The 14,816-nt window shown below is 70.4% G+C and carries 15 protein-coding genes; 7 read left to right on the plus strand and 8 right to left on the minus strand.

Features of this window, described 5'->3' with window-relative positions; all coding sequences use genetic code 11:
* Positions 1-39 precede the first annotated feature (39 nt).
* On the plus strand, positions 40-300 hold the full coding sequence (locus tag AC3WLZ_RS00570) for a DUF3253 domain-containing protein (RefSeq protein ID WP_412923170.1): 261 nt from the start codon (positions 40-42) through the stop codon (positions 298-300).
* Positions 301-351: 51 nt separating this feature from the next.
* Here AC3WLZ_RS00570 and AC3WLZ_RS00575 read toward each other — a convergent pair whose 3' ends face one another.
* On the minus strand, positions 352-1,071 hold the full coding sequence (locus tag AC3WLZ_RS00575) for a hypothetical protein (RefSeq protein ID WP_492468620.1): 720 nt from the start codon (positions 1,069-1,071) through the stop codon (positions 352-354).
* Positions 1,072-1,080: 9 nt separating this feature from the next.
* The gene (locus AC3WLZ_RS00580) at positions 1,081-1,998 is read right to left on the minus strand and encodes a hypothetical protein (RefSeq protein WP_492468621.1); all 918 of its coding nucleotides are present in this window, start codon (positions 1,996-1,998) and stop codon (positions 1,081-1,083) included.
* A gap of 186 nt (positions 1,999-2,184) precedes the next feature.
* On the opposite strand from AC3WLZ_RS00580, the gene AC3WLZ_RS00585 reads away from it, so the two are divergent.
* Positions 2,185-3,450 carry a TrkH family potassium uptake protein gene (locus tag AC3WLZ_RS00585; protein ID WP_492470929.1) on the plus strand — a complete coding sequence of 422 codons (1,266 nt, stop codon included), beginning with the start codon at positions 2,185-2,187 and terminating at the stop codon, positions 3,448-3,450.
* Positions 3,443-4,138: a potassium channel family protein gene (locus AC3WLZ_RS00590; RefSeq protein WP_412923173.1), complete on the plus strand. Its 696-nt coding sequence runs from the start codon at positions 3,443-3,445 to the stop codon at positions 4,136-4,138. The genes AC3WLZ_RS00585 and AC3WLZ_RS00590 overlap by 8 nt, the downstream gene beginning before the upstream one ends.
* A gap of 67 nt (positions 4,139-4,205) precedes the next feature.
* On the opposite strand, the gene AC3WLZ_RS00595 is transcribed toward AC3WLZ_RS00590, so the two are convergent.
* From AC3WLZ_RS00595 to AC3WLZ_RS00610, 4 genes are all read right to left on the minus strand, one after another.
* On the minus strand, positions 4,206-4,343 hold the full coding sequence (locus AC3WLZ_RS00595) for a hypothetical protein (RefSeq protein WP_412923174.1): 138 nt from the start codon (positions 4,341-4,343) through the stop codon (positions 4,206-4,208).
* A gap of 58 nt (positions 4,344-4,401) precedes the next feature.
* Positions 4,402-6,750 (minus strand): phosphoribosylformylglycinamidine synthase subunit PurL, encoded by a 2,349-nt coding sequence (gene purL / locus AC3WLZ_RS00600; RefSeq protein WP_492468622.1) that lies wholly within the window; start codon positions 6,748-6,750, stop codon positions 4,402-4,404.
* Between the two features lie 397 nt (positions 6,751-7,147).
* Complete coding sequence (locus AC3WLZ_RS00605) at positions 7,148-9,469, minus strand: FdhF/YdeP family oxidoreductase (protein WP_492468623.1); 2,322 nt, start codon at positions 9,467-9,469, stop codon at positions 7,148-7,150.
* A 61-nt stretch (positions 9,470-9,530) separates the two neighbouring features.
* A complete protein-coding gene (locus AC3WLZ_RS00610) occupies positions 9,531-10,187 on the minus strand; it encodes a formate dehydrogenase accessory sulfurtransferase FdhD (protein ID WP_492468624.1) in 657 nt (218 codons plus the stop codon).
* Between AC3WLZ_RS00610 and AC3WLZ_RS00615 the strand changes: the two genes are divergently transcribed.
* Positions 10,122-11,333, plus strand: coding sequence for an IS110 family RNA-guided transposase (locus AC3WLZ_RS00615; protein ID WP_492468625.1), 1,212 nt, complete (start codon positions 10,122-10,124; stop codon positions 11,331-11,333). The genes AC3WLZ_RS00610 and AC3WLZ_RS00615 overlap by 66 nt on opposite strands.
* A 63-nt stretch (positions 11,334-11,396) precedes the next feature.
* Here the strand turns inward: AC3WLZ_RS00615 and AC3WLZ_RS00620 are convergent, their stop codons facing one another.
* Positions 11,397-11,966 (minus strand): formate dehydrogenase accessory sulfurtransferase FdhD, encoded by a 570-nt coding sequence (locus AC3WLZ_RS00620; RefSeq protein WP_492468626.1) that lies wholly within the window; start codon positions 11,964-11,966, stop codon positions 11,397-11,399.
* Between the two features lie 118 nt (positions 11,967-12,084).
* Between AC3WLZ_RS00620 and AC3WLZ_RS00625 the strand changes: the two genes are divergently transcribed.
* From AC3WLZ_RS00625 to AC3WLZ_RS00635, 3 genes are all read left to right on the plus strand, one after another.
* On the plus strand, positions 12,085-12,678 hold the full coding sequence (locus AC3WLZ_RS00625) for a hypothetical protein (RefSeq protein WP_412923179.1): 594 nt from the start codon (positions 12,085-12,087) through the stop codon (positions 12,676-12,678).
* A 71-nt stretch (positions 12,679-12,749) separates the two neighbouring features.
* Positions 12,750-13,502 (plus strand): YcnI family copper-binding membrane protein, encoded by a 753-nt coding sequence (locus AC3WLZ_RS00630; RefSeq protein ID WP_412923180.1) that lies wholly within the window; start codon positions 12,750-12,752, stop codon positions 13,500-13,502.
* A gap of 2 nt (positions 13,503-13,504) precedes the next feature.
* Positions 13,505-14,116: a copper resistance CopC family protein gene (locus AC3WLZ_RS00635; protein WP_492468628.1), complete on the plus strand. Its 612-nt coding sequence runs from the start codon at positions 13,505-13,507 to the stop codon at positions 14,114-14,116.
* A gap of 151 nt (positions 14,117-14,267) precedes the next feature.
* Here AC3WLZ_RS00635 and AC3WLZ_RS00640 read toward each other — a convergent pair whose 3' ends face one another.
* On the minus strand, positions 14,268-14,756 hold the full coding sequence (locus AC3WLZ_RS00640; protein ID WP_492468629.1) for a DUF1990 domain-containing protein: 489 nt from the start codon (positions 14,754-14,756) through the stop codon (positions 14,268-14,270).
* Positions 14,757-14,816: the final 60 nt, after the last annotated feature.

Genomic DNA, 14,816 nt, shown 5'->3' on the forward strand with positions numbered 1-14,816 from the left:
CTCGCCCCTGATGCCGTCTCGCGGAGGGACACTGGACACATGCCCCCGTCATCTGCTGCGGATCCCCGGCTCGTGGCATCCATCCGCTCGTTGCTCGCGCAGCGGGCGGACGGCGCGACGATCTGCCCGTCGGAGGCGGCCCGTGAGGTGGGCGGCGACGAGTGGCGCGACCTGATGCAACCGGCGCGGGATGCCGCGCGCGAGCTCGTCGACGCCGGCGAGGTCGAGGTCACGCAGCGCGGCGAGATCGTCGACGTGACGACCGCGCGGGGGCCGGTGCGCATCCGCCGCGCGCGCTGAGGCGGCGTCGCGTCGAGGTTCGCGGATCGGCGTCCGCGACGAACGGTGGCGTCAGACGGCGGGTTCGGGCGGCGTCGGTGAGGCGGGACGCGGCAGTTCGAGCGCGACCTTCTTCTCGAGGTTCTCGACGGCCTCGTCGCTCAGCCAGATGAGTCCGTCGAGCTCCTGCCGGACGCGGCGGTAGGCGACCTGCCGCTCGTTTGGAGTCGCCGCCTGGTCGACCGCGACGCCGAGCAACTGCTGAGCGGTCTCGAGGCGCTTGCGCTCCTCGGGGGTGAACGCCGCCGCCTTCACACGCCGTGCGTCGCGCTCGGCCACCTCGAACGCGACTTCGTAGTCGGTCACGGCGTCGCGGTACTCGGCGAGACGCTCGCGCGTCGGCTTCTCACCCGCGGCGGGGCGGAGGTTGTCGGCGACCTTCTTCGCGCGCAGGAATGCGGCGGTGAGGGGTTGCCGGCCGTCGCTCATCGCGGGGTAGGAGATGAGCTTCGAGACGTCGAGTTCGTAGTCGAGCCAACGATGCGTGATGTCGTCGTGTCGCGCCTGCGCTCGGGCCAGGTCGTCGCCCACTGCAGGGGCTTGGACGACCGGGGAGGGCACGGATGCCGCGACACCGCTCTGCACCCGCATCAGTTCGAGCTGCTCGCGGTGGCGGCGTCGGGCCGAGAGCTCGCGCTGCTTGCTGACGGTGCCGATCGCACCCATCGTCATGCCGAACAGCGGGAACACGAGCCACCAGTAGTGCCCGGCGAACTGCAGGAATTCGTTCACGTCGCCACGCTACGCGTCCGGGTCGTTCTTGCGCGCACGCTTGGTGTGGCGCTCGTTCCACGACTTGGATGCCGCCTTCCCCATGTTCTCCATCGACCAGGCCAGAGCCCGTTGCGCCTGCTCGGCCCAGTCCGACGCCATCCGGCCCCACGCGTCGGCGGGATCCACCGGGGGACCGTCGTCTCGCCCACGGCGCGCGGCGCGTTCGGCCCGCTCGAACGCGTGGGTCAGCGCGCGGACGGCGTCGCGGTAGGCGAGGAAGTCGGCCGGTTCGAGCCGCGAGGTCGTCGACGCCGGGCGCAGCCACTGCGCTCGCTCGTGAGCGCGGAGGAACTCCGCCAGGAGCGGCGACTTCGGATCGCTCATCACCGGGAAGTCGATCGCGAGCGCCGGGTCGGTCTCGTACGCCATCCAGCGCACGAGCACCGCGTCGTGCTCGGCGAACAGCCGCTCGACGGGCAGCGGAGCACTGCCGGCGCGGATCGCGGGCAGCATCGCCTTCGCCGCGCGTACGGCGGCGCGACGCGCCCGGATCTCGGCCGAGGCCGCCCGAAGTTCGCGTTGCGCCGCGGTGAGGCGTGCCCGCGCCGAGGAGACCGCGTCGGAGGAGACTCGGGATGCCGCGCGCTCGGCCTGGGCGCGCATGACCTCGGCATCCGCGATCTTCACCTCGGCCCGGCCGCGGGTGACGGCGTGGCGTGACCTCTGTAGATCGAGAAGGGCCGCGTCGAACTCGAGGCGTCGGGCGGCGGACTTGCTGAGCGGTCGATTCGCCCACGCCCGCGCGGAGCGATCGGTCGTGGAGCCACCCGCGGGGAGAGCGCGGCGGCGCGTGCTGCGCACGCCGATCCAGCCGACGGTGCCGGCACCGGCTGCAGCGGGGCCTATCCACCACCAGTCGGCGATCAGCGCCAGGAGCGGTTCCACGCCCTCATGCTACGACGGTGTGCCGACAAGCGCCTGAGTCGTCCGGTCGGCCGCCGAGCGGGGGTGTGAGATCGTTGCTCGGTGAGATTCCGGCGATCCGCGGGGCGCGGCAGCGTGGGCGCCGGCGTGCTCTGGCGACTCACGCCCGGGCGGGCCATCGTCCTCGCGTTCGGCGGTGTCCTGGCCATGGGCACGGGTCTGCTGAGCCTTCCCGTCTCGACTCAGGGGCGCGGGGCGACCTTCATGGAGGCCCTGTTCACCGCCACCAGCGCGCTGTGCGTCACGGGGCACATCATCGTCGACACGGCGACCTTCTGGTCGCCGTTCGGTCAGGTCGTGATCATGGTGCTCATCCAGATCGGCGGCTTCGGCGTCATGTCCCTCGCGACCCTCCTCGGGTTGCTCGTGGCGCGGCGGCTCGGCCTGCGTACGCGCCTGACGGCCGTGAGCGAGACGCACACCGTCGCGGTGGGCGATGTGCGTCGGGTCCTCCTCGGCGTCGCCACCATCACCGTGATCGCTGAGGTCCTGGTGGCGATCCTGCTCGCGGGACGATTCGGACTCGGGTACGGCGAGCCCTTCGGTCGAGCGCTCTGGCTCGGCGCGTTCCACGCCGTGTCCTCCTTCAACAACGCGGGCTTCGCCCTCTTCAGCGACAACCTGATGTCGTTCGCGACCGACCCGTGGATCTGCCTGCCAATCTGCGCCGCGATCATCCTCGGTGGTCTGGGGTTCCCGGTGATCATGGAGCTGCGTCGGCGGATCCGCTTCCCGCGTCGGTGGACCCTGAACACCGTGACGGTCGTCACCGGCACCATCGTCCTGCTCGTGGCCGGGGCGGTCGCCCTCACGGCGCTCGAGTGGTCGAACCCCGCGACTCTCGGGCCCATGGACCCGGCCGGGCGCGTTCTCGCCGGGTTCACGATGTCCGTGATGCCGCGCACCGCGGGGTTCAACTCGATCGACGTGTCGCAGATGCACGGGGCGAGCTGGTACGTGACCGACATCCTCATGTTCATCGGTGGCGGTCCCGCGGGCACGGCGGGCGGCCTGAAGATCACGACGTTCGCCGTCCTCCTGTTCATCATCGTGGCCGAGCTGCGAGGGGACACCGCTGTCAACATGTTCGGCAAACGCCTCCCGCGGTCGACTCACCGCGAGGCGCTCACCGTGGCGCTGCTGTCGCTGGCGCTCGTCGTCGGCTCGACCCTCGCCATCATGGTGATCAGCCCGTTCGGTCTCGACCGCGTCCTCTTCGAAGTGATCTCCGCGTTCGCCACCGTGGGCCTGTCGACGGGGATCACCGCGGACCTTCCGACCGCCGCCCAGCTCATCCTCATCGTCCTGATGTTCATCGGCCGGCTCGGCCCCGTCCTGCTCGGCACCGCCCTCGCGTTGACCCGAGAGAAGCGCATGTACGAACTCCCGAAGGAGCGTCCGATCATTGGATAACGCAGCCCCCTTCTTCCGTCGCCGCCGCACACGTGAGAACGCATCCTCCATAGCGGTCATCGGTCTCGGGCGCTTCGGCGGAGCGCTCGCGATCGAGCTGGCCCGCTCGGGCACCGAAGTGCTCGGCATCGACACCGACGAGGACATCGTTCAGGCGATGAACGGCGTGCTCACCCACGTCGTGCGCGCGGACTCCACGAAGCAGGCAGCCCTCGAGCAGCTGGGTGTTCTGGACTTCGACCGGGTCGTGGTGGGCATCGGCACCGACATCCAGGCCAGCATTCTGACGACGTCTCTGCTCAAGCGGATGGGCGTGCGGTCGATCTGGGCGAAGGCCATCAGCGAGCAGCACGGACTGATCCTCGAGCAGCTCGGTATCGAGCACGTCGTCTATCCCGAGGCGGACATGGGCCGACGGGTGGCGCACCTCGTCCGCGGCGCGATGCTTGACTATGTCGAGTTCGACAAAGACCTCGTGGTCGCGAAGACCGTCGCACCCCGGGAACTGGAGGGGATGACCCTTCAGCAGGCCGGTGTGCGTCGTCGCCACGGTGTGACGATCGTGAAGATCAAGGGCGCCGATGGGGAATGGCGTCCCGCCGGCGCCGATTCGGTGGTGTCGGCCGGTGATCTGCTCATCGTCATCGGCCCGGTCGAGCAGACGGAGCGGTTCGCCGCCCTCCTCTGACCCGGGTGACACCTCGGCGGCCGGCCGCCGAGGTGTCGCGTCGTGACCGGCGGGGCCGTCAGACGCGTCAGCCGAACAGCAGCGTCAGGACCGTCGCGCCGCCACCCGTCAGGATCAGGGCGCCGATCACCACCCACGCGGTGATCTTGACGCGGCGCTGACGGCGGGCGTCGAAGCCCGCCATGTCGTCGTCGTGCTCGGTCATCGGCGACTCCTTTCGTGTGGCGGGTTCGTACGGACCCCGGCCCGATGGGCCGGACGGCTCAGGCGGCGGGCTCGGTGACCGTCGGGCCGAAGACGCCGGGGAGCGTCTCGGTCGACAGGCGGCGCAGCTCCGACACGGGAACCGTGAACACGTCCTGGATCTCCAGCGTCGCCTCCGCACCCGGCTCGACGTCGGTCACGCCGATGCGCAGCACCGGGTAGCCGCGGCCGTTGCACAGGCCCCGGAACTTCACGTCCTCCTCGCGCGGCACGCTCACGAGCACGCGGCCGGTCGACTCGCTGAACAGGGCGGCCGTGGCATCCACGCCGTCACGCTCCATGAGCTCGGTGAGCCAGACGCGCGCGCCGACGCCGAAGCGCATGACGCCCTCGGCGAGGGCCTGGGCGAGTCCGCCCGACGACAGGTCGTGCGCGCTGGAGACGAGCGACTGCGAACCCGCGGCCTGCAGCAGCTCGGCGAGCTTGCGCTCCTGCGCGAGGTCGACCTTCGGCGGACGGCCGCCGAGGTGGTCGTGGATGGTGCCGGCCCACTGCGAACCATCGAGCTCGTCGGCCGTGACGCCCAGGAGATACAGGTTCTCGCCGGCATCCTGCCAGCCGCTCGGGATGCGCGCGGCGACGTCGTCGATGATGCCCATGACGCCCACCACGGGGGTCGGGTGGATCGGCTGGTCACCGGTCTGGTTGTAGAACGACACGTTGCCGCCGGTGACCGGGATGCCGAGTTCGAGGCATCCGTCGGAGAGGCCCTCGACGGCCTGGCTGAACTGCCACATGACCTCGGGGTTCTCGGGGCTGCCGAAGTTGAGGCAGTCGGTGACGGCGGTGGGAACCGCGCCGGTGACGGCGACGTTGCGGTACGCCTCGGCGAGCGCGAGCTTCGCGCCGGTGTAGGGGTCGAGCTGGCAGTAGCGGCCGTTGCAGTCGGTGGCGATCGCGAAGCCGAGACCGGTCTCTTCGTCGACGCGGATCATGCCGGCGTCGTCGGGGAAGCTCAGCGCCGTGTTGCCGAGCACGTAGTAGTCGTACTGGTTCGTGATCCACGACGTGTCGGCGAGGTTGGGGCTCGCGACGAGGGTCGTGAACTGCTCGCGAAGGGCGTCGTTGTCGGCGGCGCGGGGGAGCTTCGCGGCCGAGTCGGCCTGCAGCGCGTCGATCCACGTGGGGTACGCGACGGGACGCTCGTACACGGGGCCGTCGACGGCGACGGTCGAGGGGTCGACGTCGACGATGCGCTCGCCGTACCAGTCGATGACGAGGCGGCCGTCGCCGGTGACCTCGCCGAGCACGCTCGTCTCGACGTCCCACTTGCCGACGACCGCGAGGAACGCGTCGAGCTTCTCGGGAGCCACGATCGCCATCATGCGCTCCTGGCTCTCGCTCATGAGGATCTCTTCGGGCGTGAGCGACGGGTCGCGCAGCAGCACCTTCGACAGCTCGACCTTCATGCCGCTGTTGCCGTTGGCCGCGAGCTCGCTCGTGGCGCACGAGATGCCCGCGGCACCGAGGTCCTGGATGGCTTCGACGAGGTCGTCGCGGTAGAGCTCGAGGCAGCACTCGATGAGCACCTTCTCGGCGAACGGGTCGCCCACCTGCACCGCGGGGCGCTTGGTGGGTCCGCCGTCGGCGAAGGTGTCGGATGCCAGGATGCTCGCGCCGCCGATGCCGTCGCCGCCCGTGCGGGCACCGAACAGCACGACCTTGTTGCCCGCGCCGGACGCGTTCGCGAGCTTGAGGTCTTCGTGGCGGAGGACGCCCACGGCGAGGGCGTTGACGAGCGGGTTGCCCTGGTAGACGGAGTCGAACACCGTCTCGCCGCCGATGTTCGGCAGGCCCAGGCAGTTGCCGTAGAACGAGATGCCGCTGGTGACGCCGTGCACCACGCGCGGGGTGTCGGGGTGGTCGATCGCGCCGAACCGGAGCTGATCCATGACGGCGACGGGGCGCGCGCCCATCGAGATGATGTCCCGGACGATGCCGCCGACGCCGGTGGCCGCGCCCTGGAAGGGCTCGATGTAGCTCGGGTGGTTGTGCGACTCGACCTTGAAGGTGACCGCCCAGCCGTCGCCCACGTCGACGACGCCGGCGTTCTGGCCCATGCCCACCATGAGGCGGGTCTTCATCTCGTCGCTGACCTTCTGGCCGAACTGGCGCAGGTAGATCTTGCTCGACTTGTAGGAGCAGTGCTCGCTCCACATGACCGAGTACATCGCCAGCTCGCCGCTGGTGGGGCGGCGGCCGAGGATCTCGCGGATGCGGGCGTACTCGTCGTCCTTGAGGCCGAGGGCGCCGTAGGGCTGGTCCTTCTCGGGCGTGGCGATCGCGTTCTCGACCGTATCGGCGAGGGCCGTGCGGTGGGCGGGTGCAGCGGGGTTCGGGGTGGTCACGCGGCTGAGCTCCAAGAATCGCGGGGGCCGGACGGGATCAGTCTAGTTGGGCGGTCCGTGCAGGCTGCCGCGGCTCCGCGATCCGCACACCCTCAGTCCGTTTGGCGGCATCCGGGCTGAGGGTGTGCGAATCGCTGAGATTGCGCGCGACGGCGGTGTGTGGCAGTGGTGCGGGTCACGGAGGTTGTGCGGGGGTGGCGCGGGTCGTCTCGATCGTGGATGCCAGGGGCCGGGCGCGCGCTCGGTCAGCGATTCGCGCAACCTCAGTCCCTCAGCCGAGGCCCGGGCTGAGTTTGTGCGAATCGCTGAGGTTGTGCCGTGCGCACCGAGGCCGGCGGTCGGGCTGCGCAGCCGGTTGCGGCTGCACGCGAACAGCGCGTGCAGCCGCGGCATCCGGTCAGGCCGTCTTCGCCACTCGCACGCGCAGGCTCTTCATCAGCGGCTGGTCGCTCTGGCGGCTGTAGTCGTCGGGGCCGAGGAGCACGTTCATCTCGGGGAAGTACCCCGCGGCGCTGCCGCGCGGGGTGTCGTACTCGAGCGCCCGGAACGCGGTGATGCTGCGCACCGAACCGTCGCGTGAGGTCGCCACGATGTCGACGAGGTCGCCCTCGGCGATGCCGCGCTCCTTCATGTCCTTGCGGTTCATGAAGATGAGCTCGCGGATGTTCCGGACGCCGCGGTACCGGTCGTCGGCCGAGTAGATCGTGGTGTTCCACTGGTCGTGCGAGCGCATGGTCTGGAGGACCAGGACGTCGGAGTCGGCGGGGATGACGTCGGGGAGCTCCGCCGTGGAGAACTCCGCCTTGCCGGAGGGCGTGCGGAAGTCGCGCTCGCGAGCCGGCTGCGGGATGCGGAAGCCCCAGTGCTGACGCACGAGCTCGTTGAAGCCCTCGAAGCCGGGCAGCACCTTCGCCATCGTGTCGCGGATGCGGTCGTAGTCGGCGACGTACCACTCCCACGGCGTCTTCGAGTCGGGCATCGCGGCGCGGGCCATGCGCGCGATGATCGCCGGCTCGCTGAGGAGGTGCGGCGACGCGGGCTTGCGCGACCCAAGCGAGAGCATGACGGAGCTCATGGCATCCTCGGTCGAGATCGACTGCGGACCGGATTCCTGCTCGTCGCGCTCGGTGCGACCGAGGCAAGGGAGGATCAGCGCGGCCTTGCCGTGCGTGAGGTGGCTGCGGTTCAGCTTCGTGCTGACGTGGACCGTCAGCTCGCAGCGGCTCATGCCCTCGGCCGTGAGCTTCGTGTCGGGAGCGGCCCGCACGAAGTTGCCGCCCATTCCGACGAACACCTTCAGGTCGCCGCGGTGAAGGGCCGCGACGGTGTGGACGGTGTCGAGCCCGGGATCGCGGGGCGAGCGGATGCCGCACACCTCGTCGAGCTTGGCGAGCCACTCCTCCGTCGGCTTGTGGTTGATGCCGCACGTGCGGTTGCCCTGCACGTTGCTGTGGCCGCGCACGGGCGACGGACCGGTGCCCAGGCGCCCGACGTTGCCGCGCAGGAGGAGGAGGTTGACGATCTCGCGGACCGTGTCGACGCCGTGCTCGTGCTGGCTGACGCCGAGGCACCAGCTGATGACGGTGCGCTCGGACGCGAGGTACACATCGGCCGCTGCGCGGATCTCGGTCTCGGTCAGACCCGCCTGCGTGACGAGGTCGCCCCACGCCGTCGCCTCGACGAGTGCTCGGTAGGCCTCGAAGTCGTGCGTGTATCCGTCGATGAACGCGCGGTCGAGCACCGACGGGTCGCTCTCGGCGGCCTCGAAGACGACCTTGGCCATGCCGCGGATGAGGGCGAGGTCGCCGCCGGGGCGAACCTGCAGGTTCATCGTGCTCGTCGGGGTCGAGTGGAACGTCGCCATGTCGACGATCTCGTGCGGCACGATCGTGCGGGTCGCCGCCGCCTCGCGCAGAGGATTCACGTGCACGACCTGCGCCCCGCGATCGACGGCCTCCGCGAGGCTCGTGAGCATGCGCGGGGCGTTCGACGCCGCGTTGACGCCGAGGACGAAGAGGGCGTCGCAGTTCTCCCAGTCCTCGAGGTCGGCGGTGCCCTTGCCGGTGGCGAGGGATGCCGTCAGCCCGCGGCCCGAACCTTCGTGGCACATGTTCGAGCAGTCGGGGAGGTTGTTCGTCCCGAGCTCTCGCGCGAACAACTGGTACAGGAACGACGCCTCGTTGCTGAGGCGCCCGGACGTGTAGAACGCGGCCTGGTCGGGGCTGTCGAGACCCTGCAGGTGCTGTGCGATGAGGCGGAACGCGTCGTTCCACGAGATCGGGACGTAGTGGTCGGTCGCGGCGTCGTACGCCATCGGACCGACGAGTCGGCCGGCATCCTCGAGAGCGAAATCGGACCATTCGGCCAGCTCGGACACGGAGTGCTCGGCGAAGAACTCCCTGCCGACGCGCTTGTGGGTCATCTCCCACGTGACGTGCTTGATGCCGTTCTCGCAGATGTCGAGGGCGACGCCCTTGTCGTCCGGCCACGCGCACCCGGGGCAGTCGAAACCGCTCTTCGGGTGGTTCATCGTGAACATCGCCTTCGTGCCGGCGACGGGCTGGCGCTGCTCGAGCAGGACCTTGCCGACCGTGAGCGCGGCACCCCATCCGGCGGCCGGGTGCTGGTACTCGCCGGTGCTCGACCAGTCGCCTGTCACGGCGGGTCCGAGACCCCCCTGGCGCGGAGTCTCCTTCATCAGCCCGAACGCGTCACCCATGCTCACCCCTTCGATGGTTGCGGCGCCGACACGGTGGCATCCACACACCGTGCGCCTCCGGTCAGCGTACGCCCGAGGCCTCCGCCATGGCGGGGGTTGTGGACGGTGCGACGATGCGATCCGGACGTGTGTAGAGGTTCATGCTGCCCCCGCGGACGAATCCGGCGACGGTGAGTCCGGCACGCTCGGCCAACTCGATGGCGAGCGACGACGGCGCCGACACGGCGGAGAGAACGGGGATGCCGGCCATCACGGCCTTCTGCACGAGCTCGAAGCTCACGCGGCCCGACACTTGCAGCACGGTCCCACGCAGCGGCAGCCGGTCGTTCAGCAGGGCCCAACCGACGACCTTGTCGACGGCGTTGTGGCGGCCGACGTCTTCGCGCACGACGAGCAGCTCGCCCGAGGCGACGTCGAACAGCGCCCACTCGTCAAGATGGTTAGTGGCGGGATCGTCCCGCTGGTTCATCCTCACCGTCGGGAGAGGACCTTGGCAGCGTGACCTTCGAGGTCCAGCGGCAGACCTGTCCCTCCCGGCGGTGGCGGATTCCGACTGGCTAGTGGGAGTCGTGCCCCGACAGCGGGAGCACCTGAGTGAGCGTCCAGAGGGGTCCGTCACGAGGCGGGCCTCGTCTTCGAAGGAGAAGCGCTCATGCCAGACCTCAACTTGCCAGCGTGGCCGGTATTCGCCGGCATCGACTGGGGCGGTGAGAACCACCAGCTCTGCGTTGTCGCGCCCGACGGGAAGCGGCTACTTGAGACACGTGTCAGTCACGACGTCGCCGGGCTCCACCAACTCGACCTGCATCTGAACGGCTTCGGGCGGCAGGTCCCGATCGCGATCGAACGCTCCGAAGGTCTCCTCGTCGAGCACCTTCAAGCGACCGGGCATGCGGTGTTCCCCGTGTCTCCGCGGATCTCCGCGAGGGCGCGGGAGCGTTACAAGGTCGCTGCGGTCAAGGACGACCGGTTCGACGCGTTCGTACTCGCCGACACGCTCCGCTTCGACCATGCGCACTGGCGCCCGCTGTCGGTCCCGTCACCGCTGCTCGCCGAGATCAAGGCACTCACACGGGACCGGGACCGGCTCCTCGAGACGCAGCAGGCGACGGAGAGTCAGTTGCGGATGATCCTCGAGGCCTACCACCCCGCACCCGTTCGGTTGTTCTCGTCCGTCGACCGGCAGATCACGCTGTCGTTCGTAACGGACTATCCGACACCGGCGAACGCGTCCCGGGTGAAGACCACCAGGATGGCAGGGTTCCTTTCCCGACACCACTACACCGGCAGAGTCCCCGCGCAGACCCTCGCGGACCGGATGAGACAGAACCTGCTCTCCGGCTCGCCAGGAACGGTCGCGGGCAAGAGCTTCTCCGCTCTCGCATTCACCCAGGTGCTGCAGCTTCTGAACACGCAGCTCGCCGAGTACGACGACGCAATCGCCGCAGCCACCGCGGAGCACCCGGACGCCCTGATCTTCGCCAGCTTTCCCGGCATCGGCCCCGTGCTCACTGCGGTACTGCTCGCCGAGATCGGTGAAGACCGCGCAAGGTTCCCGCAACCTGAAGTGCTCCTCGCCGAAGCCGGCCTCGCCCCGGTCACCCGCTCGTCGGGCAGGTCCCGGTCGGTCAGGTCCGCTACGCCGCGAACAGCCGCCTCCGAGAAGCCACCATGTGGTGGGCGTTCAACTCCATCAAGATGTCACCCTGGGCGGCCGCCGCGTTCCGCGACGCCCGGGACCAGAAAGGCCAGCGCTACCACCGCGCCCTCCGCGGACTCGCCGCACGCTGGACCCGCATCCTCTGGCGCTGTTGGACCAACCACGAAACCTACGACCCCGCCCGCCACGGCTCAGCCGCACTGATCACCGCCGCCTGACCGCGCGCTTTCGACACCCCCGCCCGACACTCGGGGCCGAGCGGCGCCTTCAGCGCGCCCACGCAAACACACCAAGATCTGCACCCAGTTGACAGTGGGAGTCTGCCGCGTGCAGCCCGCCGGTCTTCTCGAACACCTTCTGGCCCTCGCGGAGGCGGTCGGGGAAGCCCGCGAGGTCGACCGCCTCGACCCGGATGGAGTCCTCCGACACGTCGTACGTCGACACCTTCTCCACCGCCTCGATGGATGCCGTTCCGCACACCCCGCACGAGCTGGTCGTGTAGAAGTTGCGGGCGATGTCGGGCGAGGGGAGCGTGACACCCGGGGCGAGGGTGAGATCGAGCACGTTGTAGGTGTTGCCGTCGGCGCCGCCGGTGCCCGGTCCTCCGCAGTGGATCGCGCGAGCGAACTGGTCGCCCCGGTGGATGACGCCTTCGGACACGAGGAACCCCGCCGCGAGCTCGACGTCGTGACCCGGCGTGCGCATGGTGACGGACAGCGGTGACCCGGCGACGCGGATCTCGAGCGGCTCCTCGACGGCGACGGCATCCGGTCGCTGCCGGTTCACGCCGTCGAGCGTGATGCGGGTGACGCGGCGCGACGCCGTCAGGCGGCCCACGTCAGGACCGCTCGCGCGAGGTGGGGGACATGCGTCGAGCGTACGCCCGGGGTGCGAGGCGGGGGTCGGTGTCCGACCCGTGTGATGGAATGGCAGCGCACGAATCTGGAGGACCGACATGTCGGCGAGAGCGGGGCGAGCGCGTCGCGCGGTACGCGGGGTGTCCGCTGCCGTGCTCGCCACCTTCGTCGCGACCCTCTCGCACTCCGTCGCCGCGGGCGACCTGCCCGCCGCCCTGAACGTCGTCCTGGCGCTCAGCCTCGCGGCGCCGCTGTGCATCGCCCTGGTCGGCCGCACCGCCTCGTGGTGGCGCCTGACGACCGCCATCGTCGCCAGCCAGGCGCTGTTCCACTCGCTGCTCGCCGTCGACCTCAGCGGGGGAATCGTCGCTTCCGGCCACCACGGCGGTGCCACAGCTCTCGCCGAGGTCGCGGCATCCGGTCACTCCCACGGGCTCACGGGCACCGAGTCGCCCTGGATGTGGGTCGCGCACGCGTTCGCCGCGGCCGTCACCGTCGTGGCGCTCGGCTCGGGCGAGCATGCGCTGCGCGCCGTGGCCTGGCTGCTGACCGACACGTTCCGCGCCCTCGTGCCCGTCTCGGCGCCGCGCCCCCGGGTGGCGCCCCGCGTGCGTCCGGAGGCGCCGCTGCTCACGGTCGCAATGACCGTGCTGTCGGTGATGAGGCATCGGGGTCCGCCGCTCGCGGCGTAAGACCCTCTCCTCTTCACCCTTCGCGCTTCGGCGTGCCCTCACGCCTGCGCATTTCGCAGAAAGCAGCATTCATGTCCCGTACGTTCTCGCGCGCCCTCGTGGGCGCGGCCGCCGGCCTCGCCCTCGCGCTGGGCATCCCGCTCGCGGCATCCGCACACGTCACCGTCAACCCCAACACCGCCACCCCGGGCAGCTACGCCACGGTCAACTTCCGCGTTCCGACCGAGTCGGAGACGGCCTCGACGGTGAAGATCGAAGTGACCCTCCCGACCGAGACCCCGTTCACGGCGGTCCTCGTGCAGCCGGTGCCCGGCTGGACCGCGACCGTCGAGAAGGGCGCCCTCCCGGCGCCCGTCGAGGTCGACGGCAACACCATCAGCGACGGACCGCTGAAGATCGTCTGGCAGGCCGACCCCGGCGTGGGCATCGGTCAGGACCAGTTCCAGGTCTTCTCGGCCGTCCTCGGACCCGTGCCCGACACGGGACACGTCGTTCTGCCCGCCGTGCAGACGTACTCCGACGGCGAGGTCGTGAACTGGTCGGCCACGCCCGACGAGGTCGCCGCCGACGACACGCTCGAGCCCGCTCCGGTGCTGTACATCAACGACGCACCGCCGGCCGCGGGCCACGGCGCCTCGCACGACACCGCGACCGCGGCGCCCGACGACGACCACGACGCGGCCGACGCGTCGGCGTCGGCGTCCTCCGCTTCCGACGATTCGGCCGGGGTTGCGCTGGGCCTCAGCATCGCGGCGCTCGTCATCGGCATCGGCGGCGCGGTCCTCGGCGCGCTGGCGTTCGCCCGCCGCCCGAAGAAGGCCTGACCGTGCGCGCGCTCACGGCGTCTCGGCGTCGGGCCGGCCTCCTCAGCCTCATCGTCGCCGCGGCCGCCGTGGGCGCGGCGTTCGGCGGAGCCCCGGCCGCGTCGGCCCACGACAGCCTCGTCTCGGCGACGCCGACGGCCGACGAGACGGTGTCGACGGCATCCGATGTGGTGTTGACGTTCAGCGCCAACCTCCTCGGCGCTGACGGCGGCAACGAGGTCATCGTCGTCGGGCCCGACGCCCGCCACTACGAGACCGATTGCACGGCTCTCGCGGGACCGGCGCTCACCACCCCGGTGGAGCTCGGACCCGCCGGCGAGTACCAGGTGACGTGGCGAGCCGTGTCGTCGGACGGTCACCCCGTCTCGGGCACGTACGCGTTCGCGTATGCCCCGGCACCGGGCGCGACGGCCGCCGCCGGCTCGGAAGCGTCGCCGTGCGCGAGCGTCGCGTCGCAGCAGGAAGCAGCAGGGGCCCCGGATGCCTCAACCCCCGCGGCCCCGTCGGGGTTGGTCATCGGCCTGTCGGTCGGAGGCGTCGCAGTCATCGTGGTGGGGGTCGTGGTGGCGCTGCTGCTGCGTCCACGCCGGACGGACGAGTCGGCCGACGAGTGACACGAGAGGGGAGGGGCTGCGGTCCCTCCCCTCTCGGGTGGGGCGTGGAATGCGGTTCGACCTGTGGCATGCGGCCCGGCTTGTGGCATGCGGCCCGACTCGTAACATGCGGCCCGGGCCGTGGCATCCGGTCGGTCAGTGGTTCGGGGTGTCAGCGGCTCGGCGTGTCGAGAGTCCGGAGGTAGCGCTCGGTCATGCGGCGCTGGATCAGGCGATTCGCGGGCCACGCAATCCGCGTGAACCAGCGGCCGGGACGCGAGAACGCCGTGATCGTGAAGGTCACCTCGCCCGATGGGGCGAGGGTCAGGACGAAGCGCTCCTCGCCGCTCTCCGGATGCCCGGGCAGCGAGCCGTACGCGAACCCCGCGTGGTCGTCGTCGCGCTCAGTCCAGACCACCAGACACGGGATGCCGAACGGCCCGAGCCGCATGTCGATCCGGGTGCCGACGCGCAGCGGTGTGTCCGACATCCGCACGGTTGCGCCCGCCCGTCGCTGAACGGCGCCGCACAGCAGCGCGTCCGCCGCCTGCTCGAACGCGACGCGACCTCGACCGATCACGCGCTCGGCGCGCACGTGGTGGTACCCCGGCGGAAGCGGTCCGGCCGTCGCCCCGATCTCGGAGTAGGTCAGGTCGCTCATGCCGCACACGGTACTCGCGCGGTGTCGCCGAAGGGAGGGGATTCCGTCGGGGGAGGACGT

Source organism: Microbacterium sp. FW305-3-2-15-F-LB2, assembly GCF_058787255.1.